Source organism: Planctomicrobium limosum, assembly GCF_051465645.1.
GTDB lineage: Bacteria > Planctomycetota > Planctomycetia > Planctomycetales > Planctomycetaceae > Planctomicrobium.
Genome location: NZ_CP195790.1, coordinates 1,491,010 through 1,517,871, shown reverse-complemented (window position 1 = coordinate 1,517,871; position 26,862 = coordinate 1,491,010). Strand labels below are relative to the sequence as shown.

Sequence of the window (26,862 nt, the reverse complement as noted above, 5' to 3'; positions counted from 1 at the left end):
TTAGCGCTCGTTCCCCACGGAAATGACCGGTTACCAACAAAGCACTGCATGGGCACGCGGGCTGCTTGTCGAACGCAAATTTAATCCCGGGAATAAAATTCACTGTCTGGGAAAAAGTGAGTGTGAACGAGTTGAACCGTCATGGTTTGTCTCTGTCGAATGTTGTCCGATTCTGAATCATCAGGTCCCTGTAGGAACGTCGTTGGTTGTGTGGGTTGAGGCAATGTCGATCATCGCAGTGAGAGAGAACTTCTCTAACTTCGTGCTTGCTTGAGATTCGCTCTACTGTTACGGTAGTATCTACTGGGTTAATAGTAGGAGAGGGAAATTGAAAGCTGCGAAGCCGTCCGAATTGGAGTTGCAGGTGCTGGGAGTGCTGTGGGAGCAGGGGCCGCTCAGCGTGCGGGATCTGTTGCCGCTTCTGCCGGACGGTAAGGAACGTGCCTACACGACCGTGCTGACAATTTTGCAGGGCATGGAACGGAAGAAACTGGTGACGCATCGCCGGGAAGGGCTGACTCATATTTACCGCCCGCTGGTCACTCATGAGGAAGTCGTTCAACCAGTGTTGAAGACAATGCTTAACCACCTTTTCTCCGGAAGCCCGGCCAAGGTGGTGCAGGCTCTGATGAATGCCACTGAGATTTCAGCGGAGGATTTGAAGCAAATCCGTAAAGTCATCAGTCAGGCTGCGAAAGAGGCTGGCAAGAACGGAGACGAACAATGACTTCGTTAATGATCTGGTTCTCCAGCCCCGCCGCAGGCTCTCTCTACTGGTCACTGCTCCATTCGCTTTGGCAAGGGATGCTCTGGAGCCTGGTGCTCGCGATCGTACTGACTTTGATTCCACGTTCAAAACCGAACCTCCGATATTCAGCCAGCTTGGGGTGCCTGATCGGCATGGCGCTCGGAGTTCTGGTGACATGGTCCATCCTCCGTCTTCCAGCGGGAACGTTGACCGCTGCAACAATAGGAGAGAGGGCGGTAGACATTCAGGAGAGCGATCCAACAATCTTGACAGCTCCTCCCCTCGGCATTCCGCCAGTCTATGACAACGTTGCTGACACGCGGCCGGGACAGAGGGGCGTCACAAAACCGCCTCGCTGGCAGGAATGGATATTCAATCAGCTCGATCAGTTCAGTCCCTTGTTCGTTGGGGCTTGGGCGTTGGGGGTTGTTTTCTGCCTGCTGCGTTGCGTGCGTCATCGATCCGCAGCGGCCACATGGAGGCGTGGGGACCTGATCCGCGATCCGGCTGTCGTCGAGTTACTCCATACGCTGAAAAGCCGGATGTGAATTCGTCGGCGGGTGAGTCTGATCGCGTCGCTTCAGGCGATGGGGCCTTGCGTGCTGGGAACTGGAGTTTCCCACGAATGGTGGGCGCTGGGTTAAGCCCTTATGATTCCCAGTGAGGAGAGCATTGCATGTCGCAGAGTCGTCGTATTTTCACAGCGGAGTTCAAGCGTGACGCGTTGCAGCTGATGCAGCGTGAAGGTCTTTCACAAGCCGAAGTGGCTCGGCGTCTGGAGATTGATCCCAGCACGATTCGCAAATGGCAGCGGCGACTGGAGTCTCAAGGAGAACAGGCATTTCCTGGCAAGGGGCAACTGGCTCCTCTGGAGGAAGAGAATCGACGTCTGCGGGAGGAGAATGCTCGGCTCAAGATGGAGAGGGACATCTTAAAAAAAGCTGCCACATTCTTCGCGAAGGAGCTCAAGTGAGATACTCCTTTATTGACGATCATCGTGAGCAGTGGCCGGTTTCGGTGCAATGTTGTGTGCTGCAAGTTTCACGAAGCGGGTTCTATGCCTGGTGCTCTCGTGAAGAGGGCATCACAGCTGTGCGTCGTGCGGAGCTGACGGAGCGGATTCGTGAAGTTCACGAGACCAGTCGGCGAACATACGGTTCCCCCCGAGTGCATGCCGAACTGCTTGCTCAAGGTCATCGCTGCAACCGCAAGACCGTGGCAAAATACATGCGGAATGCTGGGATTCAAGCCAAATCGCATCGCAAGTTCCGTGTGAGGACGACCGATTCCAACCATGCTCATCCCGTGGCTTCCAACATTGTGAATCGAGACTTTCAGCCATCAGGTCAGAATCAGACCTGGACTACTGACATCACCTACGTGGCGACGAAGGAAGGCTGGTTATATCTGGCGGCCGTGGAGGATTTATTCACTCGACAGATCGTGGGCTGGTCGATGTCGGCGAAGATCGACAGCCGTCTGGTGGTCGACGCTCTGGAAATGGCGATTGCTCGTCAATGTCCAGGAGAAGAACTGCTGGCTCACTCCGACCGTGGCGTGCAGTATGCGAGTGAGCATTACCAGAGACTGCTCAAGGAACATGGCATCACGTGTTCAATGAGTCGCAAAGGCAACTGTTATGATAATGCACCGATGGAATCGTTCTTCGCCACCTTGAAGAAAGAATTGGTGCATCACGAGCAGTATCAGACCCGAGCAGAGGCTCGAGCGAGCCTGTTTGAATACATCGAAGTGTTCTACAACCGGATCCGCAGACACTCCGCCTTGAACTATCAAACCCCAGTCCAGTTCGCAGAGGCCGCATAACCACCTTCCAGCGCCCACCATTCGTGGGAAACTCCACCAGCTATGAGGACTGTTTTTGTGGACGCGGACATTAGGGGATCTCCTAAAGTTGATGATCTAGCACTTCGCCACTTTCCTGAGCACGAAACAAATCGATTGAAGCCGAGGGGCGAATTCCAAAACGGCAGATCGATCAGCCATTTTACCGCAAACTCATAAGCAATTCTCGCATATACCGAATTTCATTCCACAATTGACAAAGAGAGGCTATATCCCCCTGTTGAAAGGCCATTGGATTGCTGTGTTTGACCTAACACCTCAGAGTGGAGGCCGTTAACTGTGGGCCGATAACACTCCTCCGGTCGTGTATTTGAGTCCACTCATATACGATTCCACCAGCCGGCGACGACCGTATCCCTTTTTCGTTGAATATTTCCGCCGTCATCTCGGAACGATACTTGCCATTCAGACCACCATCGTTGTGATGGACGGCAGGCTTCACCCTCTCCAACTGCCATTCTTCCCGACAGAACGGATGTACCTACTCAGCATCGTAGCCAGCATCCGCAAACAGGGCCTGGCAAGCCGGAGGAGGTGCATCAGGCGGTGCTCCTTGCAGTGGATCCCGGAATTCGGACCAGTTGGGAGCGTTTCTGGAACATCGAAATCGACGCCTCTTCAAAATGCTGAGCAAACAGGATCAAGTTCTCGCGAAGACAACCATTGGAGAGAGTCATCGGAATCCCTTGGTCGGTCAGCCAATCACAAGAAACGTAAGGTCATCTTTGAATGCTTCATTCGCGGCGAATTCTTTGACAGCGGTTAGGATCTCTTTCTGTATGTGTTCGGGATCTTTCATTCCGTTCTGAGCAATCAGATCCCTCAAACGGTTCATACCGAACAATTCCCCATCCGGCGAGAATGCCTCAATCAACCCGTCCGTAAACCAAACCAAACGGTCTTCAGAAACGATTTCCAACTCTCCAGCTTCGAATGAGACATCATCACTGATGATACCGATTGGCATTCCAGTGGCTGCGAGTTCGCGAAACCCACGAATTGGACTCCAGATCAGTCCCGCCGGGTGTCCAGAGTTCACGTAAGTCATCCGACGGGAAGCAGGATGCCACACCCCTAAAATTAACGTTACGAACCGGCCACTCGGAAGCAGCGATGCAAACTGTTGGTTGACCTGAGTCAAAATCTCTGTGGGAGACTCGTGAGAGAGTGACGCGCATATAATCAATGATTTGAGAATCGTCGCCGCCATTGCGGCAGGGATGCCGTGTCCTGCCACATCAGCAACGAGGATTAGCCACGAGCCGTTGGATAGCGGTATGATGTCGTAATAGTCACCTGCGACATCTTCAGCAGGTTGAAAATAGGGACAGATCGACAGTCCCGGGATCTTCACGTCATTGGGGAGAAGGTGCTGCTGGATTTCTCGCGCCTGTTCCATTTGTAGCCTGCGTTGACTTTCGTTCGCAGCAAGCGACTCGCTCATAAGATTGAAGGAATTCGCTAAAACCTGAAGCTCGCGGCCAACCGGGAGACTCAACGGAACTCCGAAACTTCCGTTTGCCACCGCGTCTACCGTTATCGACATCTCTCGGATCGGTTTGCGAATGAGTTGCCATAGTACGACGCCCACAATCAGAGCAGCCAGAAAAGACAGGCTCATCAAGCCAGCCAGATGCCACATCGATTCAGATCGTGCGAGGCGTCGAATGTTTGTCGCAAGTTCTGCGATCACGACAATGGTGTCATTTTCACGATACCCTCCCAAAACCACTGCTTCACTTTGCCAGAAAATCTGAGACCGTCCCGCAAGAAATGCCTGGATGAGTTCCTGCTCTGCATCGATTGTCGTGTGGCCGTGATCCGCCCCATGGCTATGCAGGATTTCACCTCCATGACTCACCACAATTGTGTGCCCTGGAGAACGGCCACTCTGCATTTTCCAGCAAACCTGTTCAATAAACTCTGCCGTTGAATGCAGGGTGCTTTTCGAATTTGCCTGCGTCAGCTGCAATACAGCTTGATGGACTGCAACCGCTTCGTCGGCCAGACTTGCCTCCTTTTCAGTAACAGCCTGATCCATTCGATTCTGGTACTCAAATACAAGCAGCACAGCCAGAAGGACTCCCAGTGGAACGTTTACTGCGAGCAGTAGATGGACGCCAAGCGGCCAGCCACGAATCTTGTGTAATATGCAGCGAAGAATGTCCATACGGGCAAGATCTCTATTCTGTCGTATCCGTAATGATGGCCGTCGGTTGGTCGCTGCGAAAACGCCTCCAGGAAGATCTGCCGACGTCTCTCAACATTCACCGGCCTGCCTTTTGTAAACTACTGTCTTCAGGCAGATCGGGAACGTGTGACGACTGTTGATTCTGCAGCGTGCATGAAGGTGATAACTCAATTCATGGCTGCCGGAGCAAATGTGCCAAGGCTCGATGCATTGTCTCTGTTCTGTTGTGCCTGAACAGCTTGCAATCTTCCACCAGTTCCAACATCCTGAATTGCTGTTCCGATTTCTGCGGGGTTAAGTCCACCGCTCAGTTGCAAACCTTCGATGCTGACGGCCAAATGTCGCGCCTGCGTGACTGCGTTGATATAGTTTAGGTGTTCGTTGTAGGAGCTTTGTTGTGCATTCAAAACAGCCAAGTACCCATATTCTCCTTGCTGATATCCAACTAGAGTTAGTTCCAGATTCTCTTTGATTCTTGGAAGAACCTCGGTTCTCAACTTCTCAGACTGGTTTTTGGCAAGCATGTAGTTTCCGTATGAAGTGACAAGTTGATCACGCAGAACCAGACAGACACGCTGCACCTCCAGTTGAGAACGAGAGTACTCGTGAGCTGCGTTATGAATCCCTCCCTGATTTCGATTGTAAATCGGTAAGGGCAGGGCGATAAGGCTACTGAATGTACCGTATCCGCCAATAGAGTCATATTGGCTTACCACCTGTACGGTCACGTCCGGGATCGGTGCTGCACTGGCTGCCGTCCACTGCGCACGTGCTAACCCAACCTGCGATTGAACTCCTTTCAATTGAGGACTCTCTGCGAGCAGGCGTTGCCACTCAGATTCAAGGTCAAAATTCGGTAAGTCTGCGGGCGGCTCTGCCAGTGGAACAGCGACCATTTCCGGACAGCCGATAATCGCCGCCAATCGATTCCATGCTGATTGATATTCGACCTGCGCATTCTTGTGCGCAACGTCGATTTGCTGACGTTGAATCTCAGCTTGAAGAACATCCGTTTTCGGCACTTGCCCGCCATTGTAAAGTTTGTGAGCGGCCTCCAGAACTTGTTGCGAAAGACCAGAGAGTTCAACGGCAATTTGAATTTGTTCCTGGGCTGCAAGTACGTCAAAGTATCGCAACTGCACATCGTTGAGGATTCGGTGCTTTTGCGCCTCCTGTTCCCACAGTGCATCTTGAACTCCAAAGGACTGTGCTGCACGGGCCTTTTCAAGTTTACCTGCAGTTATGAACGTTTGCTGTGCAAGTACACCATTCACCTGAGACTCTCCATTTCTGGAGCTTGAGGAATTCAGGTAACCCACAGTGGGGTTTGGGTAAAGACCCACCTGTTGCCAAACACCTCGTTCTTTTTCAATCTCCGAACTTGCCTGCGGCAAGGTCGGGTTGTTCGCCAATGCGATCTGTTTCAGGTCATCTAATGTCAGCACCGAGTTTGAACTGAACTCTGGTGTCGATGCCTCGACTAGAAGATTCTCGCCATCGACCTGAGTGATGCCGCTGATCTCGTTAACTGAAGCTTCTGTTTCAGGAGTTGATTCCAAGGTCGCGACCGCGAACCGATTGGTCGTATGAACTTCCGGGGCACCATCTCTGTTGTGCTGTTGCGAAAATACATCTTCAACAGAATCTGTTGATCTCTGCTCTGACGCACTCATTATTCTGTTGCCTGGCAATTGATCGGATTTCTGACGGGAAGTCATCCGAGTTGAGTTGCAAGCAGAGAATTGAACAGTAGCGACAAAAAGTAGAATTCCGGTACGTGGCGTCATGAGAGTCCCTTCCCAAATGCGACAAATGAATTTTGTATCGGTTTATGCGGTCGCCAGTGGTTAACAATGCAGAACAATTTTACGGTTGTACCGGATCAGAATTGTTTGACACATTTTTTGGATCCTCTGAGGTATGGTCTAATTCAGTGTGTGCAGTGACTGAACCTCCACTGGCAGGGTTTTTATGACATTTTTCGGCGAATGCAGGAGTTGATTCTGCAGCCAGATTTAACATGGTGTCTCCAGATACAGTTCGCTGATAGACCTTTCTCCCAAACTTATAGAACAAGGCAGGAGTCACCAACTGGTCGAGAATTGTCGAAGTCAGCATGCCGCCAAAAACAACAAGAGCCAATGGATATAGAATTTCCTTACCAGTTTGTCCGGCTCCGAACAGCAACGGCAATAGGCCGATGAAACTCGTCATCGCTGTCATCATGACTGGACCCAATCGTTCGAGGCTTCCCCGGATGATCATTTGCTCGGAAAATGTCTCACCCTCGTACTTCATCAAATGAATGTAGTGAGAAATCATCATAATCCCGTTTCTGCTGACGATTCCGATCAGTGTAATGAATCCGACCCAGTGCGCAACTGAGAGAGTCGTTGCCCCAATCCAGATACTGGGCCAATCCGTCAGTGGAGCGGCCCTCAAGATTTCCCAGTCAGGGCGATTGACGACAAGCAGTGTCAAGACAGATCCAAATGCTGCCAATGGAATATTGACCAGTACCTGCATCGCGGCTCGCCAGGATTCGAGTGCCTTACAGAGGAGTAGAAACACTCCAGTGATGCTAAGCATGCTCAAAAGCAGTAGTCGTTGATTCGCATCTTGCTGTGCTTCAAACTGTCCACTGTATTCTACATAGTAGCTACCGGGTATTTTCTGCAGCTTATCTTCAACGGGAGCAACAGCCAGTTTGATATCCGCAACGACACTGGCCAAATCTCGATCTTGGACATTGCAGAAGACAACGACGCGGCGCTGTACATGCTCTCGATTCACGGTATTCGGACCAGTCGTGTCCACCACTTCAACGACTTGCCCCAGCGCAACTCGACGTCCCGATGGCGTTTCAAGAATTGTTTCATTCAGAATCGCCGGATCACTACGCGAGGTTTCATCATACCAGACGACAAGTCCGAAGAATCGATCCTCGTCCAAGACTTGAGAAACAACTCTTCCTTTGTAGGCCGTTTCTAACAAGTCCGCGATCTCTCCTGGAGAGAGGCCGTACCTTGACGCCTCGTCCCGTTTGATGTTCAACCGTATCTGAGAGATCTCAACCTGAGGTTCGATCTGAAGGTCCACGACTCCTGATACTTGCTGCATCCGTTCCTGAATGTCATATGCAGCTGTGCGGAGTTCCCGCAAATCTTGACCGAACACCTTGACTGCAATCTGAGCACGTATACCTGACATCATGTGATCCAGCCGGTGCGAGATCGGCTGCCCGATGTTGACAGCTGCCCCTGGGATACTGGAGATGCGGTCACGAACGTCTGCAATGACTTCGTCACGTGGCCGTCCTATTGTGTCAAAGCCCCACAGATGAGCGATGGGGATCAGGCGAAGGGCTGCGTACCCCCATCCCGGTTTGGGAGGTTGATGCTCTGCCAGTCGGACTTCGATTTCAGAGGAATTGACCCCTTCGGCGTGTTCATCCAACTCCGCTCGTCCTGTTCGGCGTGCAACGGAAAGGACTTCCGGAACATCCAAAATCATTCTCTCTGCTCGCGCAGCAATTCGCTGACTTTCATCCAGGCTAGTTCCAGGCTCAAGACGTACATTGATCGTCAAGGTTCCTTCATTAAATGGTGGCAAAAATTCGCCCCCCATCCACAGGATACTGGTACAACTCACCGCCACAAGAACGGCAACCGTACCAAGAACCAGCGTGGCATGGCGAAGTGTAAAGCGTAGCATGATCGTGTCGATACGCTTCAGCCATCGCATCAGAAGTGGATCTTTTCGTTCGCTTAGAAATTTGGCTCGGGCCAGAAGAATCGATCCAAAGGCGGGTGTAAATGTCAGTGAGACCACCAACGAGCAAAACAGGGAGGTGATGTAAGCCACGCCCAGTGGAGCGAACATCCGGCCTTCCAAGCCTCCCATCGAGAAGAGGGGAAGCATGACAAGTATGACAATAAGCGTTGCATAGACGATCGAACCACGGACTTCGCACGAAGCGTCATAGACCACGTCTAACACTGCACGCCGTTGGTCTACTGACAACTGTTGATTTTCTTTGAGTCGGCGGTAGATGTTCTCAATGTCAACGATCGAATCATCGACGAGGTCACCTATCGCTACCGCAATTCCACCCAAGGTCATCGTATTGATTGAGATTCCGAACCAATGAAAGACGAGAACTGTTAGGAGAATCGAAAGAGGCATCGACGTCAGTGAACTGACACTTGTGCGGAAGTTCCCCATGAGTAGAAACAACACGATGACGACCCAGATCGCTCCATCTCTCACCGCTTCAGTCACATTTTCGACGGCTGATTCAATGAAATCTGCCTGTTTGAAAATATGACGTTCGATCACGATGTCAGGAGGAAGTTCGTCCTGTAAAACGTCAAGGATCTCGTCGATGCGGCGATTGAGAACCAATGTGTCTGCATTGGGCTGTTTCTGTACCGTCATCAAAACAGCTGTTCCCCCCACAAGCTGAGAGTCTGCGTCTGAATGTGCCAGGAGCTCCTCGGTTCCGGTAGGTTGATGCTGGAGAGCATCAGCATTGCCGTCGTCCTTGGCTGAACGAGAATCCCGAACGGCCTTATTCACGTCGGGGTTGAGTTTCGTCCAGACGCTGGCGTCACCGCGTTTGACAGGGCCGCCAAATGTCACATCAGCGACATCTCTGATGCGAACAGGAACAGGCAATCTCCAGATAACAGGAGTGTCCTCAATTTCCTCCAGAGTGAGACTTTGACCGGAAATTCGTAACAAAGATTCTTTGGGGGACCGTTCCATAATCCCCCCTCCGGCAATGACATTGGCCCTTCGGGCTGCATCGGTCAGTTGCTGTAATGTGACGTTTTGAGCCGCAAGGCGAGCTGGAGATGTGATAATCTGGTACTGCTTCAGGGTCCCGCCCATCACCGTGACTTGCGAAACGCCTTCTGCCGCCAAAATTCGATTCCGAACTGTAAACTCTCCAAGGGTCCGCAACTCCATCGCCTTGGCTTCTTGATCTTCAACTGAGTTTAGCTCTGCAGTCGACCGCAATCCCAGCAGTAAGATTTCGCCCATGATCGATGAAATGGGAGCCATTACCGGGTTGACGTTCTCAGGCAGTCGTTCCCTGGCCATTTGCAACTTCTCGGCCACGATCTGCCGATCACGGAAGATGTCTGTTCCCCAATCGAACTCAACCCATACAATCGATAGTCCAATGCCAGAAGCGGAGCGAACCCTCCGAACGTCAGTGGCTCCATTCAGCAGATATTCCATCGGTCGCGTGACAAGCACCTCGACCTCTTCTGGCGCTAATCCGGGCGCCTCGGTCATGATGGTCACTGTCGGTCGATTCAGATCTGGGAACACATCCACAGGCATCTGACGCAACTGATGCACTCCAGACATCATCACGACAACCGCCGCGACGAGGACGAGCACACGATTTTTCAACGAGAACGATATAATCCAATTTAACATGGGAGTTGTTTCTAATCTGGGTTATCTCAGAGTGGCATATGCCTTCTGGAGTTGGGACACACCGCCACTTGCCACTCGCTCTCCCTGATTCAATCCACTTTTAATTTCGATGAACCGATCGTCTTCTCGACCCAACTCCACACGTTTACGCTCAAATGTGCCGTCCGGCCTCTGAACGAAAACAAAGCTCTGTAAGCCTTCACGGATGACTGACGAAAGGGGAACTGCCAAGGCTGATACGGGATCGCCAATTGCCAGCGATATTTGCGCCAACATGTTATGCTGCAACGCGATTTCGATTGGCTTGTCGAGTTCGATCCAGACCGTTTGTGTGCGACTTGTGAGGTCGACGACGGGACCAAGCCTTGCCACCTTGCCGTTCAGTATCATCCCTGGATGAGCTACCAGACGAACCCGAGCAGATTGTCCCACGTGGATACGGGACGAATCTTGTTCGTGCACAAAGGTCTGTATCCAGGCTCGCGACGGATCATGAATTTCGAACAGGGATTCATCAGCGCGGACGACCTGACCAAGTACGCGATCAAATCTCGCGACAACACCGTCCATTGGAGCACGAACTGGGAATGCAACTACGACTTGTTTGGTTTGAGCAATTTCATCGATTTGTTTGGAAGTCAATCCGACCGTTAACAGCTTTTGGCGACTGCTGGCAATTAGTATTTCCAACGATTTGACGCGGCTTTCCATTTCCAAAAGTGTTCGCCGTGGCACCGCTTCGCTTGCTTGAGACAATCTTGTCCATGTGTCTCGCCAAAGCGCGAAGTCAAGCTGAGCTTTGAGAAATTCCAATTGAAGGTCTTGCAATTCCAGACTGGCCACTTCAGCGATGACATCGCCATTTTGAACGGTTTGACCGGGAGTGACAAAAATCGCCTGCACCGTGCCAGCCAACTGAGGCGATGCCGATGTCCGAAATTGCGGCGGAATCTCGACATCCCCGTCCAGCCGCAACACTTTCTCGATATGTTGTGTCTCCAGCGGTTCGACGATCAGCCCAATGCTTTGAGCAGTTGATGAGCTCAGCCGAAGTACACCTTGAAAAAACAAACTTGAGAGTTCATGTCCACCACGAGTCACAACTCGATCACCTGGAAAAATATCGCCAGAAATGATTTCGATGAACTCTCGATTCCTTCTGCCAGTAACAACGGATGTTTTTCGATACTCAGAACTGGATTTCGTCGATGTTGACTCGACAAATACGTACTGCTCTGCACCGTCGCTGAATACCGAAGCCACCGGAACCGTAAGGGCTTCGCTTTCTCCAGGATTCAGTAGTTCGACCTGACCATTCATCCCCGGCAGGACGCGGTCTCCATTTTCACTGTTAATGATCTCGGCCCATGCGGTACTCTGATGCCACTGTGGGTCGAGCCAAAATCGCAGGGAATTGATTTTAGTTTCAAAAACCTTATTTGGCAGACTGTTAAACGTCACTCGTGCAGTCTGACCTTCACGAACTCGATGGATATCCTGTTCCAAGACTCCGATATTTAGCCAGACCTTTGACGTGTCGACAATTTCAAATAAATGTTCTGACGGTTCGACAAACTTCCCTAAAGAGACATCCGCGTGAAGAACAATACCTGAAATTGGACTTCTTAGTGGCAGACGTAAGGCCCCATACTTTTCATTTGTCGATGCTGACAAGTCACTTTCCTGAAGGCCCAGCCCAATCGATTTTGCACGAATGACATCGAGCGAATTTTGGCTTTGAAGATGAGCATTCTCGGTTTCAACGAGTCGTTGACCTGGCACTGCTCCCGACTGTGTGGCAGGGGCTAAAGATTCGAGCAGTTTGGCAGACAACTGCAACTCATTTTGTGTTCGTTGGTAGTCATACTGTAAAGCTTGCAAACCAAGGCTATCCAGTGTGGCCAGAATCTGTCCTTGCTTGACTGTATCGCCGGGACGAACGTGCAGTTCTGAGATTCTTCCCGGTAGTATCGAGGTCACAAACGCATGATCAGTCCATGGAGCAACACTGGTAACGTAAGATCTCACCGAGCTGGTCAGATCACGTGTTTGAACCTCCTCTGACGTCACATCGAGCAATTCCCGGGCATCTCGACTCAACGTGAGATGGCCTGTTTCCAGCTCAATCTGCACTCCTTTAGTTGGTAATGGCTGATGTCCTTCATGGCCCCAGGCAATACCAGTGGTGATCGCCGCCACGATGATGGCACTATATCGCCCATGTTTCAAAAACATCTGGGGCATCATTTTCGTAATCTCCGGTGGGGAAAATTGGACGTGGCGGCTTCACTAGTGCATTGTCACTGTTAAAAATTCGGATTGACGATGACGCAAGCCCGGCAACGACGGGCGGTTTTGCGGTCACGCACCCGAAACCCAAGCCGTGACACGGCACTAGACTCGTCATGCTCGATTGAAGCTCTCTTGATTTTCGGAACGGTCCCAGTTCAAGTGGCAACAATCCATCCGCAGCTTCAGTGATGTGATGCTTTGGAGTTCTCTTGCTGAATCTCCTTCACCCTTGCAAGTGTGGCCTTTTTGTCCAACTGCGCCTTCGCAACGCACGGTTTGCAACAGACGAAGACGGGTTGACCGTCCAGCAGCACTTTCACTGGTGGACCCATTCCGCCTAATCGACTTCCCTCGGCAATTGGGCAGAATAACTGAGCCTCCGCAAGTATCTGGTCTGCTGCCGGAAGTTTGGCAAGTGCGACTGTGCACCTTTTAAGCCTTCCCACAGTAGCCAGAGTTTCTTTGCTGTGCTTTACAGCTTCGTCCGAACATCCTTCACAGCAGACGAAGAGCTCAGTCCCTTCGATGGTGACCTTGATAGGAGCCCCCATCGCCCCCAGTCGTTCTCGACTCATCAGCGGACAGTACCGTTGTGACAGAACGGCGGCACGATCGGACACGGAAAGTTTGGCGAGTGCCTCGCTAACCCGAGATTCAACAGACTTTTCTGGAACCGCACTAGTGCTTTTGCCATCAGCATGCAAAGAGTGGTTGGTGAATCCAAGAGCAAGCACGAAGGCTGTCGACAAGACGAGAAAAGTAAAATTCATCTGAATGCATTTCGTATTCATAAGCGTTAAACCCCGTTTAAACTTTACAGTGTTCCTGTGTATGCAGTCATTCTGATGATCGCGACTGAAAGAATGCGCAATTCTGAGTCCGATCCATTGGCTATTTATTCAGTTCGATTTTCACTCGTTCCTTGAGTTCGTTGACCTTCGATAATGTGAGTTCAGCATCTGCCTTGGCCTTTTTCTCACAACCTTTACAGCATACAAATACAGACTGATCGTTGATGACCACTTTGATAGGAACTCCCATTGATCCGAGTGGTTCCTCTGATACTGCACAGTATCCCTGTGCCACGGCATGAGCACGGTCCTCTACGTCAAGTTTTGCCAATGCATCCTGACGTTCGTCTGCTTCAGACTTCGTCGTTTGGCGTCCGTTGTTTCCACCAGTTGGTTCGGTAGATTGAGCAGCCCCACACCCAGTGATCGCAATAGAGAACATCAGCAGAGCGCACCCCAGTGCAACGCGAGAAATGGTTTTCATTGAATTTCCTTGTAATGAATTGATCCCAAAAAAGTGACACATGACTATCGTTTCACATATTCTTCCGGCAGCTTAAGTTTGCTCCCGCCGCTCTTCGCCTCTTTGAGAAACTCGTCTACACATGGTGGGCAGCAGAACTCATATCGATTCCCCCCAACCACCCACGAGAAGGCGGAATTTGCTTTTGTCTCCGTAATAGGGCAGATCTTATCTCCCGGCTTAGGAAACATGTCGTGTTCTGACTTCAGGCCGCGGAACTTCACACTGGCTGTTACTCCGCCATTAGCGGCGATGTCAGCTTCTGTGTAGTTCCCACCGGGCGTCAGGTAGAGTTGCCGCTCTTCTTCTTCAACGAGTTTCGATGGCATTTCCTCGCCATGCTGTTCAAGTTTTGACTTGAAACCAATTCGGAAACGCTCTCCGGAAATCACGATATTCGGAATCGTCACTTCAAGATTGCGACCTTGAAGTTCGTTCGGTAGCGTCCCAACAAACTGCGATGCACGCCCCTGTGCGTCACCCTCTTGGGGTTCTGCGTCCATCGTGAAAGGGTGTGCAGTGGACTCCCCCTCAGCTTTCACGAACCCTTTGAGCTTTTGGGATTCAACATCAATCACACGCGTTTCGTCTTGTCCGAGTGTGTAGAGCCGAAGCCGCCCTCCCTGCTCAAAAACTGCCTCCGCGTGATAGCTGTCTCGGCCGAGAGAGACCATAATTCCACCATGTGCACCGGGCTTATGGCCGTGTTCACCTTCACTTTCCTTTGGGGGTGAGGGTAGCAATGACGACGTAACATCTGTTGGCTGTGTAGGTGAACTGGTCTCTTGTTGCGATGTTGATTCAACGGGTGCCGTAGGATTATTTCCTGAGCAGCCCCATAAAAACATTCCGCTGGCAGCAACCAGACTGAATGCAGTCCAGGTTTTAATAACACGCATGGCTCGATCCTTCCCTACAGGTGAGGTCATAAAAATGCAGTAAATCAAGAAGATTCATACCATTACTCCAAGCGAATCATGGAGGTGGCAGCGATCGTGAACAATTGCGAAGAGCGCACACGAGGCCCGGTTGACCTTGAATGCAATACAGAACTGTTCAACGCAACTGAAAAATAGCTGAGAATGCCGTAACCAACTCGTCCTGACCATAAACGGATCAAGACATCGCGGACAGCAGCGTGGTCTTTAGCATACCCACGAGCATAGAGAGATGCGGATTTCGCGCCCTGAAGAAGTTGCGTACAGAACGGTGTCAGGCAGAAGCAACGCCCGAGCGGACTGCACATACGCGAAAAGTACCGGCGAGCTCACACCTAAAGTCAAGTGATCTGACCAAGAGCGGGGCAATTCGACCGTATGATCGACCGGAGGTTTCGGCAAGGCACTGCAAACGCTTTGTTTGCATTCACAACAGTCACCCGAATAATCAGAATCAGAATAAACCGGAGAGTGGTTGCTCGAATCCTCGTGTAAGGTTTGGTTTCGTTCCGCCTTGCAGCAGGGAGACCATTCAGCATCCCGATTGCCTGTTAAATCAAATGTTGACAGGACCGTCCTGGCTGCACGGCCGATAGAGCAGCAACATGGGGAAGGCCCCATGAGCGACAGCATCAGCACGTAGATAGCGAGTACGATCCGAAACATAATGATCCTGAAACCGTCACTTTCCTCTTACTGCTTTTAGATCAAAAAGAACGATTTCATTATCGGCGACTTTGACAACAATTCTGCAGGGCACTTAGATTATACGTCGTACTAAATGTTAGATCAAACTAGATATTAACGAAGTGTTGACTGTTGTCGAAATTCATCAAACGTCAAGAGGGTCTCTGAGTCTGGTCAAGCCAGGTCAAAATCCGATCGATTTCACTGAATTCCCGAACTCCAATTACAGTGATATATCGATTGCCTTGCTTCCAGCTGACCGCCGTTGAATCTTTCAGCTGCACGAGACAACACCCTTTTCCGTGACAACTGGCAGTGATAGCCGGGCGATCTCCAAACCATTCGAGCGCAGTGTCGTTATGTTCAAAAATCGCCAGAGCACTCCCGTCAGCTCGTTGGCACAGGGTCTGTACGCACGTGCAACAAGGCATTTTTACCACAAATGTTGACGCAATCTTGTACTCGGGAGGAGCTCCAGCCGCGATTACTGGTCGGTAGCCGACCAGCTTGGTAGCTTGCTCCGGGGACACGCGATGATTTTCGTATTTGTCAAGGAGGAATTTTTGAGCCGCTTCTGGGTCTCTGTTGAATTCCAAGAGGTATTGGTTGAATTCGGTGGTGAAATGGTTGTGGTGTTCAAGATGCCGCCAACTTTGGAGCATAAATACGGCAATCCCAACGGCAATCGTTGCCGCTACAGCAATAATCATTCGTGAGCGTGATATATATGAGTTCTGAGCAAGAGAAGCCTCCGGTTTAATCCGATGGGACTCTGGCTCATCTAAGGTGACTTCAATCCGTTCCCAGAGGTGGTCAGGGGGCGTGGCGGATTCAATGAACCTTGCCATCAGGGAAAGTCTTTCAAATCCGCGAAGTTCAACGGCACATCCGTCGCACTGGCCGAGATGCTCTCGCACGGCTTCGTGCAATTCGTCCGACAGTTCTCCATCGTAGTAGGCAGAAAGCAATTGATTCACTTTTGAACAGTTCATTTCACGATTCCCAACCCAAGTCGGCAAGGTGCTGTCGCAGCTCCCGTCTCGCTCGATTCAGCCGAGACCCCACTGTTCCCTCTGGAATTTCGAGAGTGTCGGCAATCTCGCGATACGACTGCCCTTGAACTTCGCGAAGCACAAAAATGGCACGCAACTCCGGATCAAGTTGTGACAGCGCCCGCTCTAGAATTTCCCTGTCCTCTGAACGCGCTCCTTCCTGGCTCGGTTGACTCATGGGTTCATGCATCAGTGGCTGGATGTTCCGCCGCCGTTTCTTACGCAGATGCTGCAACGCCTCATTCATCGCCAATCGGTAAAGCCAAGTTTCAAAGCGAGATTGGGCTGAGAACTGTTCGATTTTGCGAAAAAGCTGAAGAAATACCTGTTGTGTCAGGTCCTCAGCCTCCTGCATACCGACGATCCGAACCATCAATCGATAAACTTGACCCCGAAATGACTCATAAAGGTGTAATTGTGCATCCCGCTGACCGGCACGACACCTCACCAGCAGTTCCTCGTCAGGCGATATTATGCCTGCGTGAATGCCTGTGAGGGTCGATTCATTAGATGCCATTACCCAATCATTCCTTCACACCATTTTACGAACACGTTGATCATTTGCGAGGATTCCACATTTTCCTCAGACTGGGAGGAAATTCACCTAAAACCATCCGTCCCAAGGCTTTCCGAATATTGAGAATGCGACCAACGGAATCACTCTGAAGATTCTGCTTTCTGGAGCCCCACCTATGTTACCTCCTGTTTCAAAAAAAATGAACAAGGGTTCACAGTGTCGAAAATCTCCCTCAAGATCGCTCCGTGCCCTGATCTCTTCTGAAGATTTCAAGAGTTCTCAACTTTTAAGTCGATTGAACAAATATTTGGCATACAGAAAAGATTGAACGAAGTGCGAGCCCGGCACGCCTCATCATTCCTCAGATTCAATTTTGGCGACGAGAGCGGGGAAGGTGACAGCCACTCAAACCGTGGCAGTTTCATGAGCAACCGGGGGTAGGGCAGCTACCAGTATAGCCCCTAAAGCCGCAGTCCGAGAAAAGCAGGGGGTACAGAGAATCGAGGCCGTATTTGCGTCCGGAAAAACAGCAAGGATCGACACCATCTGAATTTGTACGGAGCGATTCTGGTGGTTGCGAGTCATCTCAAACCACCAGTTTCTGGACAATCACGCTTGCTGGGGTGACTGCCCAGAAGCTGGCGGGGGCAATTGAGTCGGCAGGCCGAATTTTAAGCTGGAATTTCGTCGATTACTCGGTAGCCGGCACGTTCAATAGCGCTCCTGACCGTTTCTGCAGTAAAGTTTTCGCCTTCAACAGTCAAAACTTTTTCAGCCTTTCCTGTGTCGACCGCCCATCGACTGATTGATGGCTCCTTGTTCAGAAAAGGGGACACTCTCGCAACACAAGACCCGCAATTGATGTTCGTGCGAAAACGGCGTGTGGTTGTCATGGCATCAGCTCCACTGGAAATGTTGACTGCCCACTTCATCGGGGCATGGGAGTGGGAGGAATCGATGATTCTTCCTGCAACTGAATAGGCAGACGGATGTCCCCACCAAGCGTTTCAGGAATTCTTGCATGATTCACATGACGACATTGGGGCTTTTTGAGTTCAAACGATCAAGTTGTCTCGAGATCACTGGCCCTTCTCTGGCAGGTGCAATCCAAGCACCCATGAGTAGCGCACGTACGACAAGTGCGCTCCAATTGCTTCCGCAACGCAGCGCGTGCTCGATGCAGGCGGATTCGAGCGGCTCCACGAGAAATTCCCAGTGACTCAGTGACCGTAGCGATGTCATTACCCTGCATGTCGACAAGATTGATCAGCGACGCTTGTTCCGGCTTGAGAGTGGACAGTAAGCCTTTGACGCATTCACAGAGCACACGTTCTGTTTCTGGATCAGGATGCGTTGGAAGCGCTAAGGTTTGTTGATACAGCGACACGAGAGAACGACGCGCGGCATCGTCCTTGCGATATTTATCAACAATGGCGTTTCGGAGAAGTCGATAGAACCAGGCAACCACGTTCTCTGTGTCACGGATCTGATCAGATTTTTCCAGAGATCGAACATATGCATTTTGCAGAATTTCTTCTGCCTCTTGCTGGCTACCGACTCGCTTTTGAAGAAAGCTTAGAAATTGTCGATGATTGGCGAGTAAGATCCCAACAGTCGAATCTGACAACGACACTTCGTCCTGCTGACCCATTACCGAACCTTTCATTTGGATTGAGGATGTGTGCTGCAGGATCATTACGGATTCCGCTTCGGTTGGAATTGCCTTAGTCGCAAGGCATTAGCAAGAACAAATACGCTCGACAGGGCCATCGCTCCCGCAGCGAAGATAGGCGACAGTAGAATTCCAAAGAACGGGTAGAGTATGCCCGCAGCAACAGGAATCAAAGCGGTGTTATAAGCGAAAGCCCAGAAGAGATTTTGTTGAATATTACCGATAGTTGCCTTTGACAATGCAATCGCGTTCGGAACTCCTTGCAGGTTGCCAGACATGAGCACCACATCGGCAGACTCGATCGCCACGTCGGTTCCGGTTCCGATCGCCAGTCCAACGTCAGCTTCAGCCAGGGCAGGGGCATCATTAATACCATCACCAACGAAGGCGACACGACCATGTTCAGACTTTAACCGCCGAACCGCGTCAACTTTCCCTTTAGGAAGGACCTCCGCTACCACCTCATCTATTCCAACCTGAGCGGCGATTGCTTTTGCCGTCCGCGCGTTATCGCCAGTAATCATGGCCACTTTCAGCCCCAGTTGATGAAGTGAAGAAATCGCACTCACCGCGTCCGGCTTGATTGGGTCGGCAACGGCGATGATCGCCGCCAGCTTCCCATTCAACGCAGCATACAACGGCGACTTCCCTTCATGACCAAGCCTTTCTGCTGTTGATGAGAATGCCTGAGTGTCGAGGCCAATCTTATGCATGTAGCGGTCCGCGCCGATTTCCACACGAACACCACCAGCTGTTGCACGCAAACCCATTCCTGTGATTGACTCGAAATCTGTCACCTCAGGAAGTGGAATGTTCTCCTTTCGGGCTGCTTCAACAATGGCGCGAGCGATCGGGTGTTCAGACCGGGATTCCGCAGCAGCAACGTGGCCCAAAATCACCTCGCGCGAAGACCCCTCCACGATTTCCAGATCTGTCAGAACTGGCCGACCTTCCGTGACAGTCCCTGTCTTGTCGACTGCCACGACTTTGGCATCTTTCAATAGTTGCAGCGCTTCGCCCTTGCGAAACAGTACCCCCAGCTCCGCCCCACGTCCTGTGCCAACCATGATTGACGTTGGCGTTGCTAATCCCATTGCACACGGGCAGGCAATGATCAACACTGCAACTGCATTGATCAATGCGAAGGTGAGAGCCGGTGAAGGGCCAAGGACCAGCCAGACAAGAAACGTGATTGCCGCGACAACCATCACGGCGGGAACAAACCACAGTGTGATTCTGTCAACGACTGCCTGGATCGGCAGCTTGGAGCCCTGGGCCTGTTCAACAAGGCGAATGATTTGAGCGAGGACGGTCTTCTCACCTACAGCTTCAGCACGAAGGGTGAACGCACCAGTTTGATTGACAGTTCCTCCAACAACACTGCTGCTGGACATCTTCTCCACGGGAATTGGCTCGCCTGTGACCATCGACTCGTCGACATAACTCCTTCCGTTTACAACCACCCCGTCTACAGGCACCCGCTCCCCAGGGCGTACATCAACGAGATCACCTAAGACAACGTCGCCAATGGGGATATCTACGACACTGCCATCTCGAATGACATGAGCAACTTTTGCCTGAAGCCCCACCAGACGTTTGATTGCCTCCGAAGTTCTCCCTTTTGCCCGAACCTCAAGAAAGCGGCCCAGAAGAATCAAAGCGACGATAACCGCTGCTGCTTCGTAATAAACGTGCACGGTCCCCGTCGGAAGAAGACTTGGGGCAAATGTGGCAACGACGGAGTATGCGTAGGCTGCGAATGTTCCCACTGCGACGAGCGAATTCATGTCCGGCGCCAGGCGAAGCAAGGCAGGAAGTCCTCTGAGATAAAACCCTCTTCCCGGAAACAACAACACCAGGGTGGTTAGAATGAACTGGAGATACCAGCTTTGCCTCATGCCAACGGTGTTCATGATAAAATCGTGCATTCGTGGGACTATGTGAGAGCCCATCTCAAGGATAAACACGGGTAATGCTAACACGATTGCCAGAATCAGTTTGAACTTCAAATCAGCCAGTTCCAAGTCTTTTCTGCTGCTGTCAGTACTATGTGCTGACAGGGGATCAAGGATACGAGCTTTGTATCCGGCCTTTACGATAGCCTCTATTAGCATTTCTGGACTAGCATTCCCGTGAACGGTTGCTCGCTCAGTTGCCAGATTCACAGTTGCATCCCGCACTCCAGGAACAGCTTTCAGTGCGTGCTCTACGTGCCCTACACATGTGGCACATGTCATTCCGCCGACTTCAAGTTCAATGACATGTGATGGGACGTCATATCCAGCTTTCTTGACCGCATTGATCAGTTCTATGCGGTCAATTGAAGTTGACGACCGGATCTCTGCCTGCTCCGTGGCGAGATTGACGGAGACACTGCTGACTCCTTTCACTTTGGATAGCTCGGCTTCAACATGTCCAACGCAACTCGCACACGTCATGCCCGAAATTGGAAGGCTAGTGGATACATTTACGCCAGAGGATTCATTGTGTTGGTTAATTGCCATGAATGATTCCATTTCTCTTATTTTATTTGCGATACAGCACATTGGCGATTGACGATTAATGACAATTTTATGCCAATAGATGTTATCTCCGAGTAGTGTTTGAGCGCGATTCAAATGGAAATTGTATTCATGAATGCACCTGAGGTGGTGATTATTTCTATTTGTTGAAAAATGTGTGTCCCAATATTGTTCGATCTTCGTTCATCACACAGCTTGTCCCGAGTTGATTAGATTCGCTTTTCTGCAGGATTGGAATGTCCCGCTCTCATCTTTTACTGGCAGTGACAGTCAATTTCATCGATCTTTATTCGTGGATTGGAGCAACAAACGATCCTCACCGCATTTTCAACAAGAATGTGCCAAGCGTGGTTCACGCAACTTCCGAATTTGCCGGTGACCGTCACCAAATCAACGAGCCCAAAATGCGAGACACAAGAGTGTGATTAACAGATCTTTGCAAAAAAAATCAAGTTTTAATGAAGTTTCAATCGAGACGTTGCATCAAAACACAGGGCGAGAAAAGGACACATTTTGTGAGCCTCGCTCAGGCCGTTTGTTTGCTCGTGCTTCGGGATCGCCACATCATCTTTGAATCCATTAGAAAGCGGGGGGGGGGGGGGATGTTTCACACGACCACTGTAAAGTATTTTCTGTCAGCGGTTTGCGCAGTTTCTCTGTTAGTGACTCCAAGCCTGTTGGTTGCTCAGCAGCAGACTTTCAATGCTGCAGGCAAAGCTCGAGCGAGAATGCAGCAGAGTCACAAGCAAACTGGAGCAATTGGTGAAGGATATCGACCTTGGACTGCTTGGAGTTATCAGAATTCGGCAAGAGTGAATTCCCAAGTGCTCAATGCATACGGTCAGAACTGTCAGCAGGTACTTCCGGAGACCGCCAGAGAGCATCTCGGTCAAGTTCGGAAAGATTTAGCCTCGACAAAATCGGAGATCGCCAAGATAGGAGCGGATGTCGCTAAAGAGGCAGGTATCAAGGAAGATGTAGACGCACTGGAGAAGCATTTAACGGAGTGCGAACAGATTTGCAATTCAATTGAGACTTCGATCGGACAGACTGATGTTGAGACGAAGCATTTCTGTGCACATTGCACCGCATTGGAAGCAAAAATTAGGTCTGTCGAAAAGGAACATCTAGAATTGCTTAAGAATATTGGTGTAGAATTGCCTTCTTCTGATAAGTAAAGTATTCACCAAACCAGAATGCGATTTATGTGGCTTTCGCGAAAAACTGCACTTTCTGTGATTCTATCAACGTGTTAGACCAGTTTGGTATATCATGTGTCCGCGAGGATCGCGTTTCTTCAAGTGAAACATTGAACTTCCGCGAGACAGTGCGATTAACCTTTTGCGAAACCGCTCTAAATAGCCCCACACCGGAATCGGAGTGGTGTTTTCAACTGGTGTAGGAATAAAAGCAGGCTTGGTCTACGTTGAGGAGGTGTACCACCACGTCCTTTCCCGAGGAGCCAAGCCATGGATGGCAGTATCCAACTGACAGCCCAGGAACGCAAGGTGCTTTTGCAGGCGTACCGCTCTGGAACTGGTCTTTCCACCTCTCGGCGGGCACACATCATCCTGCTCCGGGCCGACGGCCTGAGCTGGCAGCAGATCAGGGAAGTGCTGTTTTGCAGCTTCGATCTCATCTCGCAGACGCTCAAAGCATTTGCACAAGGAAGAGTTCCCGGTATTCTGGAACAACAGGCTCCGCAGCGTTTCAAACCGGCCTGGGTGATGAAAATCCTGCGTTGGGTCACTCAGCACACTCCCCGGTATGTTGGCTATTTTCGCTCCCGCTGGTCATGCGAGACGCTGGCTCACCTGCTGGCATTTGAAACCGGCCTGCGATTCAGCGGTGAAACCATCCGTCGGGGCCTGCACCGGCTGGGGTTGGTCTGGCGTCGGCCTCGACCAGTTGTCGGGCCTGTGGACCCCGAACACGCCGGGAAATTCCAGCGAATTCAGCAATTGTTGCAATCCCTTCCCCCCAACGAAGTGGCTGTCTTTCAGGATGAAGTGGACCTGAACCTCAACCCGAAGATCGGCAGCATGTGGATGAAGAAAGGTCAGCAGGCCGAAGTGGTCACACCGGGGAACAACCGCAAATGCCATGTCGCTGGCTCGCTGATCTGGGGCACCGGGACTTTGCTGGTGAGTCGTCCCTGCTGGAGAAGAAACACCGGTCAGTTCCTGGCTCATTTGGACGACCTGCGTTACCGGCTACGAGGCTATCGGAAGATTCACGTCATCTGCGACAATGCCAAATTTCATGACTCAAAAGCAGTCAAAGAATATCTGCAGGAATGGAGCCACCGGATTGAAATTCACTTCCTGCCCAAATACGCCCCGCAGACGAACCCCATCGAACGGGTCTGGTGGCACCTACACGAGACAATCACCAGAAACCACAAATGCCAAAGTCTGGAAGAACTGATCGACCAGGCCTACGAATGGTTCAAGACCAACAACAACCATTACCTCGATATGCGACACTCCTTCGCCAAAGCCGCTTAACAAGCACTCCGGTTCGGTCGAGGATCTATTTAGGTGTTCACCAGTTAGAGTCACCACACTTGAGGCGCAATTACTGTCTGTAAAAATGCTTACAGCATTATAATGCAACCAAGGAATATCAATGGTCCTCTTCAGAGGACACTTGAGATTCTTTGATCGCATTTTCAGCTGCTAGGGATGTCGTTTGAACGCGACCTGATCCTCCGTGCCGGTTCAAATCTCATAATCCCGACTATTTTCAGAAACGAGCCCTTCGGCGAGAACGTTGAAGGGCTTTCTCATTTCAGGGCAAAGAGTTACGCCGTCGAGAACAGAGTTCAAACAGACGATTTCGAGTAATCGACGCTTCGCGGCAAAGTCGGCGTTAAGCCATTGCTCTTTCAGGGTTTGCGAGAGTTCAAACACTTTCGCCGCCAACTCGGCCGTTTCGTCGTGGGAGCGGTCGAGAACATCCAGTTGCAGCTTGATGGACGCCAGCCGGTCGCGTAACTCGGTGTGCTTCTTGGCGAAGAGTTCCTGGTCGATGTCCTCGGCCAGCCGCATGTTGAGCAGCCGGTCTTGCTGCTGGATGATGAGCGTTTCCTGCCGGGTCAGTTCCTGGCGTTGGGCACGGCTGTCGGCCTGGGCATCGCGAGTCTGCGAGGCCAGCACCATGCGGAACCAGTCGCGGACGGATGCGTCCTCGACTTTCATCTTGTCGAAGAGGGCCAGCACCTGGGCTTCGATGTCTGCTTCCTTCACCCGAATGCGCGGGTGGTCTTTCTTGGTGTAGCGGGCGCAGCGGTAATAGACGTGGTGGTTGACGCCACCATCTTTCCGCTTCTTCTTGACCAGCTCGCCGGTGATCGGATGGCCGCAATGGCCGCAGGTCATGAACTGGCCCGCATAGGTCAGCGTCGTGGCATGGTAGATGGAGCCACCGAGGAGCGCCTGTACCCGATCCCAGGTCGCCCGATCGATGAGCGGCTCGTGCTTGCCGGGATACCATTCACCCTTGTACTCCAATTCGCCGATGTAGGCCCGATCCTTCAGGATGTTGGCGATGGAACTGCGGGGGAACTTCGGTTGCGAGTCGCGGAACGCACGCCCTTCGGCGTTGATCTTTTCCACGAGGCCATCGAGCGTCAGGTTCTCGTAGGCGTAGAGGTGGAAGATGCGTTTGACGTTGGCCGCCGGTTCAGGATCGACTTCGACGATGCCCCGGCCGTCCTTGCGGGCATTCCGGTAGCCGTAGGGAGCCTTGCCGACGAACCAGCCTTCCTTCACGCGACGGGCGAGTCCTTCGCGCACATCAACCGATTGCTGTTCGGTGTAGAAGCTGGCCATGTTGGCGAGCGTCCGCCGCATCATGCGGCCAGCGGGCGTATTCTCCGTTGGTTGCGACACCGAAATGAACGGCAGGTTGTATTCGGATTCGAGCCGTTCGAGTTCCACGTAATCGAACAGGTTGCGGGACGCCCGATCCACCTTGTAGAAGAGAAGCCCATCCAAGGCGAAGGCGTTCTTCTTGGCGTAGGCGATCAATTCGCGGAACGTCTTGCGTTCATCCCCCTTGCTGGCCGTTTCGGCGATCTTGAACAGCTTGACGATCTCGCCACCGGCCTGCGTCGCGTATCGCTTCAGGCCGTCTTCCTGGACTTCGAGCGAGAACCCCTCGCGTTCCTGTTCCCGGCTGCTCACCCGTGCCAGCGCTGCGAACTGTTTCATGGCTACGATCCCGAAGACAAGGCGTCAAACAACCGACCCACACTCTGGATCATTGTAACGGCTTCCTCCGGCGTGAGCACCTCCCGGTAGTAGGGTTGCCAGGTGCGGATGGTCGCTTCGATCAGTTCCGGGGTGATCCAGTCCGGTGTCCCGGCCGGGACGATGCTTGTCGCATCCTCTCGGATCTGGCAATCAGGTTGTCGATTGCGCCGGGACATGACGGGAACCACCACCATTTACGAAAACAAGGAATCGGTTTGGGACCGGCACCACACCGGCTGGAGGAAAGATCAGTCCAATGAAGGCTTCCGCAAGCCTTCGCGTTGGAACCGGAGCAACTCCGCGTGCGGAATCGCCCAGGCGCGGTGGGCACCGCGACCGCTGTCCTTCTTTTGGGCATGGATACGGCCAAGACGGCACCACTGGCGGCAGGTAAAAGCCGTGCGTCCGACTAGACGGGCAAATTCCTCAACGCTGTACCACTGCCGCTCCTGCTGGCCGATTGCCAACACGGTTAGCAGCGACTCGATGCGATCCAGCCGCGATGCAAATGTCTTGCTGTCGATATCCATCACTCGAATCTCCCGGTTAAAAGCATCAGGCAGGATGGACGCCTGCCTGATGCGTTCCAAACATCGAATGAATGCCAGATGGCATCAGGTGCTTACATGCCTCTGGTGCTATCCGGGCGAGTGGCATTTCCGAGCAGCGGCATGAGCACATGCTCGACCACCTGACCCGTTGCTTCGGGTTTATCGCGAAGGTGAACGGCCACTCGCTGGCAACCGATCCAGATGAGTACGCCAGCAACGCCAAGCATCGCTGCTAGAATTAAGACGATGAGAAACATGATGGCCTCCTTGAGTGTTGAAAAGATGGACGGCAGCGAGGTGCTGCCGCCCGGTTGAAGCTCGATGTCATTTATGCTGTGCGGAACTTACCGCCCAGCATCGCAACAAGAATGGCCCCGATGACCACAAGCGCCCCGCCAAGGAACGTCATTGCCATCGAGTTGCTTGTGGTCTGATCGACGCGGGCTTTCATGCCACCGAGTTGTCCCGGCAGGCGAATCTCCACCGGGATGGATGGTGCCGGTAATCGGTCAGACGCCGTATCCAGGGCGAGCATCTGAGGCCGTGGTGGCGATTCAGCGATCGGTGCCTGGAACATCTGCCTGCCATCCTTCGCCGTCAAAGCCGGTGGCATGACAGGTTGCACGCTCGCAGGAACTCTGACATGGGATGAACAGGACGGGCACGGTCGGGATTGTCCCGCCAGGTACTCCCTGGCAGAGATCTTCGTGCCGCAATACTGACAACGGAACTTGATGCTTGTGTGCATGATGCACTCCTTCATGAAATGGGAAACAACGGAACGTAGGTGAAAGACAGTCAGACC

21 protein-coding genes are annotated in these 26,862 nt (G+C 51.8%); 5 read left to right on the top strand and 16 right to left on the bottom strand.

Going from position 1 to position 26,862, the window contains the following annotated elements:
- The first annotated feature begins 328 nt into the window (after positions 1 to 328).
- The 3 genes from SH527x_RS05710 (at position 329) to SH527x_RS05700 (ending at position 2,575) form a co-directional block, all read left to right on the top strand.
- The gene (locus tag SH527x_RS05710; RefSeq protein WP_437193691.1) at positions 329 to 727 is read left to right on the top strand and encodes a BlaI/MecI/CopY family transcriptional regulator; all 399 of its coding nucleotides are present in this window, start codon (positions 329 to 331) and stop codon (positions 725 to 727) included.
- Positions 724 to 1,296 (top strand): hypothetical protein, encoded by a 573-nt coding sequence (locus tag SH527x_RS05705; protein WP_437193690.1) that lies wholly within the window; start codon positions 724 to 726, stop codon positions 1,294 to 1,296. Before SH527x_RS05710 ends, SH527x_RS05705 begins: the two co-directional genes overlap by 4 nt.
- Before the next feature lie 128 nt (positions 1,297 to 1,424).
- Positions 1,425 to 2,575 (top strand): IS3 family transposase gene (locus tag SH527x_RS05700; protein WP_437191278.1). Its coding sequence is split into 2 segments (ribosomal slippage): positions 1,425 to 1,692 and positions 1,692 to 2,575, totalling 1,152 coding nucleotides; the frame shifts between segments, so codons are not numbered across the junction.
- Positions 2,576 to 3,308: 733 nt separating this feature from the next.
- Here SH527x_RS05700 and SH527x_RS05695 read toward each other — a convergent pair.
- From SH527x_RS05695 to SH527x_RS05645, 11 genes are all read right to left on the bottom strand, one after another.
- On the bottom strand, positions 3,309 to 4,784 hold the full coding sequence (locus tag SH527x_RS05695) for a PP2C family protein-serine/threonine phosphatase (protein ID WP_437193689.1): 1,476 nt from the start codon (positions 4,782 to 4,784) through the stop codon (positions 3,309 to 3,311).
- A gap of 188 nt (positions 4,785 to 4,972) precedes the next feature.
- On the bottom strand, positions 4,973 to 6,478 hold the full coding sequence (locus tag SH527x_RS05690) for a TolC family protein (RefSeq protein WP_437193688.1): 1,506 nt from the start codon (positions 6,476 to 6,478) through the stop codon (positions 4,973 to 4,975).
- Between the two features lie 193 nt (positions 6,479 to 6,671).
- Positions 6,672 to 10,256: an efflux RND transporter permease subunit gene (locus tag SH527x_RS05685; protein ID WP_437193687.1), complete on the bottom strand. Its 3,585-nt coding sequence runs from the start codon at positions 10,254 to 10,256 to the stop codon at positions 6,672 to 6,674.
- A 21-nt stretch (positions 10,257 to 10,277) separates the two neighbouring features.
- A complete protein-coding gene (locus tag SH527x_RS05680; protein WP_437193686.1) occupies positions 10,278 to 12,491 on the bottom strand; it encodes an efflux RND transporter periplasmic adaptor subunit in 2,214 nt (737 codons plus the stop codon).
- A gap of 239 nt (positions 12,492 to 12,730) precedes the next feature.
- The gene (locus SH527x_RS05675) at positions 12,731 to 13,318 is read right to left on the bottom strand and encodes a hypothetical protein (RefSeq protein ID WP_437193685.1); all 588 of its coding nucleotides are present in this window, start codon (positions 13,316 to 13,318) and stop codon (positions 12,731 to 12,733) included.
- A 121-nt stretch (positions 13,319 to 13,439) separates the two neighbouring features.
- Entirely contained in the window at positions 13,440 to 13,823 is a 384-nt protein-coding gene (locus tag SH527x_RS05670) for a hypothetical protein (RefSeq protein WP_437193684.1), read from the bottom strand.
- 44 nt (positions 13,824 to 13,867) lie between these two features.
- Positions 13,868 to 14,761: a hypothetical protein gene (locus SH527x_RS05665; RefSeq protein WP_437193683.1), complete on the bottom strand. Its 894-nt coding sequence runs from the start codon at positions 14,759 to 14,761 to the stop codon at positions 13,868 to 13,870.
- Between the two features lie 878 nt (positions 14,762 to 15,639).
- A complete protein-coding gene (locus tag SH527x_RS05660) occupies positions 15,640 to 16,479 on the bottom strand; it encodes an anti-sigma factor family protein (protein WP_437193682.1) in 840 nt (279 codons plus the stop codon).
- Between the two features lies 1 nt (position 16,480).
- Complete coding sequence (locus tag SH527x_RS05655; protein WP_437193681.1) at positions 16,481 to 17,056, bottom strand: RNA polymerase sigma factor; 576 nt, start codon at positions 17,054 to 17,056, stop codon at positions 16,481 to 16,483.
- 1,063 nt (positions 17,057 to 18,119) lie between these two features.
- Complete coding sequence (locus tag SH527x_RS05650) at positions 18,120 to 18,707, bottom strand: RNA polymerase sigma factor (protein WP_437193680.1); 588 nt, start codon at positions 18,705 to 18,707, stop codon at positions 18,120 to 18,122.
- Between the two features lie 44 nt (positions 18,708 to 18,751).
- Positions 18,752 to 21,232 (bottom strand): heavy metal translocating P-type ATPase, encoded by a 2,481-nt coding sequence (locus SH527x_RS05645; RefSeq protein WP_437193679.1) that lies wholly within the window; start codon positions 21,230 to 21,232, stop codon positions 18,752 to 18,754.
- A 620-nt stretch (positions 21,233 to 21,852) separates the two neighbouring features.
- On the opposite strand from SH527x_RS05645, the gene SH527x_RS05640 reads away from it, so the two are divergent.
- Complete coding sequence (locus SH527x_RS05640) at positions 21,853 to 22,428, top strand: hypothetical protein (protein WP_437193678.1); 576 nt, start codon at positions 21,853 to 21,855, stop codon at positions 22,426 to 22,428.
- A gap of 291 nt (positions 22,429 to 22,719) precedes the next feature.
- Complete coding sequence (locus tag SH527x_RS05635) at positions 22,720 to 23,757, top strand: IS630 family transposase (protein ID WP_437193677.1); 1,038 nt, start codon at positions 22,720 to 22,722, stop codon at positions 23,755 to 23,757.
- 213 nt (positions 23,758 to 23,970) lie between these two features.
- Here the strand turns inward: SH527x_RS05635 and SH527x_RS05630 are convergent, their stop codons facing one another.
- From SH527x_RS05630 to SH527x_RS05610, 5 genes are all read right to left on the bottom strand, one after another.
- Positions 23,971 to 25,464: a recombinase family protein gene (locus tag SH527x_RS05630; protein ID WP_437193676.1), complete on the bottom strand. Its 1,494-nt coding sequence runs from the start codon at positions 25,462 to 25,464 to the stop codon at positions 23,971 to 23,973.
- Between the two features lie 2 nt (positions 25,465 to 25,466).
- Positions 25,467 to 25,682 (bottom strand): hypothetical protein, encoded by a 216-nt coding sequence (locus SH527x_RS05625; RefSeq protein WP_437193675.1) that lies wholly within the window; start codon positions 25,680 to 25,682, stop codon positions 25,467 to 25,469.
- 72 nt (positions 25,683 to 25,754) lie between these two features.
- Positions 25,755 to 26,096: a hypothetical protein gene (locus SH527x_RS05620; protein WP_437193674.1), complete on the bottom strand. Its 342-nt coding sequence runs from the start codon at positions 26,094 to 26,096 to the stop codon at positions 25,755 to 25,757.
- Between the two features lie 32 nt (positions 26,097 to 26,128).
- Positions 26,129 to 26,314 carry a hypothetical protein gene (locus SH527x_RS05615; protein WP_437193673.1) on the bottom strand — a complete coding sequence of 62 codons (186 nt, stop codon included), beginning with the start codon at positions 26,312 to 26,314 and terminating at the stop codon, positions 26,129 to 26,131.
- A gap of 71 nt (positions 26,315 to 26,385) precedes the next feature.
- Positions 26,386 to 26,805 (bottom strand): hypothetical protein, encoded by a 420-nt coding sequence (locus tag SH527x_RS05610; protein ID WP_437193672.1) that lies wholly within the window; start codon positions 26,803 to 26,805, stop codon positions 26,386 to 26,388.
- Positions 26,806 to 26,862: the final 57 nt, after the last annotated feature.